The sequence below is a fragment of the Pseudoalteromonas luteoviolacea H33-S genome (genome assembly GCF_001625695.1).
GTDB classification, from domain to species: Bacteria; Pseudomonadota; Gammaproteobacteria; order Enterobacterales; family Alteromonadaceae; genus Pseudoalteromonas; species Pseudoalteromonas luteoviolacea_B.
The window spans coordinates 1-4,135 of the sequence record NZ_AUXY01000044.1; the positions used below are offsets into that span (position 1 = coordinate 1).

Genomic DNA, 4,135 nt, shown 5'->3' on the forward strand with positions numbered 1-4,135 from the left:
ATACAGCTGCGAAAATCCAGACCGTACGGCACTGGGACTGAGTGCTGACGCACTGGCTTATGTAATTTATACCTCAGGCTCTACCGGACAACCCAAGGGAGTTATGATTGAACATCGCAGCCTAGACAACTATGTACAGGCGTTGGCAACAAACTGTCAGGATGTTGCTGGCAGCTATGTGAATACCAATATTTGCTTTGACGGTACAGCAACAAGTTTCTGGCTGCCCTTGTGTATGGGTAAGTACCTTAAATTATCAACTTATTCGGATGCTGCATCCTTAGATGAGCTGGCTGAAGAAGTGTTTAATGCAGTGGAACCTAAGTTGTTTAAGATCACACCAGCTCATTTAGATGCACTGATCTACCATGACGTAGACAAGGTGACGCTGCCTAACCATATATTGTTTATTGGTGGTGAAGCCTTACTACAAAGTAAGTACCGGCAGTTACCTGAAGCGCTCAGAGCGGTACAGGTATTTAATCACTATGGCCCCTCTGAAGCCACCGTAGGTTGTGCTATTAACCGCATTTCAGAACACCAATTGGTAGAGGCGAAGAGCATTCCAATTGGTCAGGCTATTGATAACGTCAACCTGGCAGTTGTTGACTGTCTGGGGCAGGTTGCTTCACCCGGCGTGACTGGGGAGTTGTATGTCAGTGGTGCCGGTATCGCCAGAGGGTATTTGCATAATCCTGTCCTGACATCTGAACGTTTTGTTACCACGACAATATTAAGTTGTGATGGCAGTGAACAGCGCTGGTATAAAACCGGTGATTTGGTACGCAGTTTGCCAGCTGGGCAGATCGAGTTTATTGGTCGTGTAGATGAGCAAATCAAGGTACGTGGGCACCGCGTAGAGCTGGGTGAAGTTCAGCATCATATTGCCAGTTCTGCGGGGGTTGAGTCTGCGTTGGTGGTTGCCAGAGGAGATGCTGAGCAAGGCCACGAGCTAGTAGCTTATGTGAAGCTGAAATCTGAGCTCGACGTCGAGCAGGTGCTGACTGAGCTGACCGCGAATATGGCTGCTGTATTACCTTATTACATGTTGCCGAGTGAATATGCCCGGGTTGAGTCCTGGCCATTAACTAGCAACGGCAAGATAGACAAAAGGGCGCTGAAAAATAGCGCGTTGTTTAAGTTACAAGAGGAGTATATTGCACCGAGCACTGATATAGAAAAGAGCTTGGTCGAGATCTGGAGTGAACTGTTAGATATTGAAGCGTCTGAACTCAGTGTTACTGCTAGTTTCTTCAATGTTGGCGGTCACTCACTATCCAGTATTCGCATGGTCAGTCTGGTGGAGCACCGCCTAGGGGTTAAGCCGACCCTAGAGCAGGTGTTTACGCACAGCAGCATCAGAGAGCTTGGGGCGTTGATCACGCCTCAGATAAAACGTAAAGCGCTGGAGCAATCCTTACAAGAACAAGAAGATATTCAGGAATTTTCAGTATGATAAATGTGCCACAGTTGGTCGAATCTTTTGTTGAGAGAGACATATTAATAACTGCACGCGAGGGGGAGTTAAAGATAAAAGCGCCGCAAGGAGCTGTTTGCGAGCAAGACCTGCAACTCATCCGAACCCATAAAGCAGAGCTGCTCAGTTGGCTGAGCGCACAACAGGATAACGACGCAGGACAAGTTGAAATTGTCCGTCATCAGTATGCTGAAAATGCCGTTCCTTTGTCTTATTCACAGCAGTCACTCTGGTTGGTCGAACAGTTGAATGAACACAATGCGACTTACAATATGACTTCGGAAATGCACATAGCGGGACAGTTTGACTGTGATATAGCTCAGCAGGCGTTTACAGATATCATTGTGCGGCATCAGATCCTTCGCACTGTGTATCGCCAGCATGATGAGCAGATTTATCAGCAGGTTCAGGACACATTTTCTTTTCAGATTGATACACAAGACTTATCTGACCATAGTGGCTCGGCGCGTGCGGATGCCGTAACCGAGTTACTTGCAGCATACCGAACACGACCTTTTGATTTGAACAAAGATCTAATGTTACGGGTATTGTATATAAAACTGAGCACTGACGAAGGGGTATTGGCGATAAATATGCACCATATTGCCTCGGATGGTTGGTCGACCGATATTCTGCTGGCAGAGTTTTGCCAAAATTATGAAACTAGGCAAACGACTGGTGTCTGCGCTGGTGATGAGTTAGATATCCAGTATGCTGATTATGCTTGCTGGCAGCGTCAGCGCCTCAGTGATAATGCTTTACAGGGTAAGCTGGATTACTGGCGTCAACAATTGGCCGAGCTGCAACCGCTGCATCCGCTGATGCTGGATTTTGATCGTCCGGAAGTAAAACAGAGCAAAGGTCAACGTGTTCAGGGCAGGATTGACATAGATGTTGCAGGCGGATTACAGCGCCTAGCTCGTGCGTTAAATTTAACCCCATTCATGTTATTTCATGCCGCATTTGCATTGTTGGTCGCGCGTCATGGTAATAGTCAGGACATAACCATAGGTACACCCGTTGCAAACAGAGAGCATCCCGAGCTGAGCCGTCTTATCGGTTTTTTTGTCAACCCACTGGTATTAAGAGTCAGTACTGAGCATACAACCGTGGCAGAGTATCTCGAGCATGTTAAACAAGTTAATTTAGCGGCCTTAGCCAATCAGGAGGTGCCGTTTGAGTTATTGGTTAAAGAGCTGAATACACAGCGTGACCGATCTTATACGCCCTTGTTCCAGCTGGTTCTGACTTGCAGTAATGACTTCGGGGTACTCAGTAGTGAAGGCCGTGAAGCTTTGACCTTACCGGGGCTCAGTGTGACACCCATCGAAGCCGAGGAGGCGATGGTGAAGTCGGATATTGAATTGGACATTCGCTTTGACAAACAAGGCGCCGCTCTAAGCTGGGTATATGATCCGGCACTTTTTACAGCTACCAGGATAACCGAGCTGAATGCGCAATTGAGTTGCGTGTTAGCCCAACTGGCCGCACTCGATGGAAATACTGTTGAACTAGGCCTTAATACCCTGTCGTTGTTTTCACCGCTACAAGGCCGTAAGATCGATCAGCTACTGGCTGGTGAGCAGGAAGACTATGATACAGAGTTATGTATTCACGAATTGATTGAGCAACATGCAGAGTTAACGCCGGATGCCATTGCCGTACAGTGTGATGACAGCCAGCTGAGTTATGCCCAACTCAACCAAAACGCAAATCAGCTCGCCCATTATTTGCGCCAAGAATATGATGTGAAACCTGGGAGTCTAGTGGGGTTGTGTTTGTCCCGCTCGGTCAATATGGTGGTTGCACTGCTGGCAGTACTTAAAGCTGGGGGGGCTTATGTGCCCATTGACCCCAGTTACCCGAGTGACCGTATAGACTATATGTTACGCGATGCTGCGCCTCAAGTGGTGCTTAGTGAGCCTGATATTTGGCAGGCGCTGAAAACGGATTTCGCGTATCAGTCGCTTAGCACAGTACCACTCGCAGCATACAGTAATGAAAACCTAGCTAAAACCGAGCTGGAACTCACTTCCTCACATCTGGCTTATGTTATTTATACGTCAGGGTCAACCGGTAAACCGAAGGGAGTTATGATCTCTCATCAGTCACTGCATCATTCAACGCGTTGTCGCAACAATACCTATGATGGCTTACAGGCCTTTATGTTGGTGTCGTCTTTTTCATTCGACAGTTCAGTTGCAGGAGTGTTTTCTGCTTTAACCTCAGGTGCTAGGCTGTGTATTGCCAGTGTTGCCCTACAAAATGATGCCGAACAATTTATTACGCAGCTGGAGCACTGGCAAATCACCCACTTTTCGGCTGTGCCGGGTTTCTATGGTGTTCTTTTGGATTGCCTCAATGAGCGTGGTGCGCCTGCCCGATTGAGTTTAAAGGGGATTGTCGTAGCGGGTGAAGAATGTGCGCCGTCTTTGGTGGACAAGCATTATCAGTATTTTGCTGGGCAGCCTGTTGGCTTGTTTAATGAGTACGGTCCGACCGAGGCCACAGTATGGGCCACAGTGGAACGCTTACAACCGGCGCAGCCTATCACCATAGGCCGCGCTATTGCTAACTGCCAGTTATATATTCTCACGGCGGATGGGGCACAGGCCCCTCTTGGCAGTGTTGGTGAGTTATACATCGGCGGGGACGGGC

Annotated in this window: 2 protein-coding genes; both read left to right on the top strand. The window is 48.1% G+C overall.

Annotated features, from left to right (window positions below; all coding sequences use genetic code 11):
* The coding region (locus N477_RS03155; protein WP_155731779.1) for a non-ribosomal peptide synthetase at window positions 1-1,456 on the top strand (1,456 nt) is incomplete at its 5' end.
* Window positions 1,453-4,135 (top strand): condensation domain-containing protein (locus N477_RS03160; RefSeq protein WP_155731780.1); only part of this gene is annotated, 2,683 nt, incomplete at its 3' end. The genes N477_RS03155 and N477_RS03160, both read left to right, overlap by 4 nt.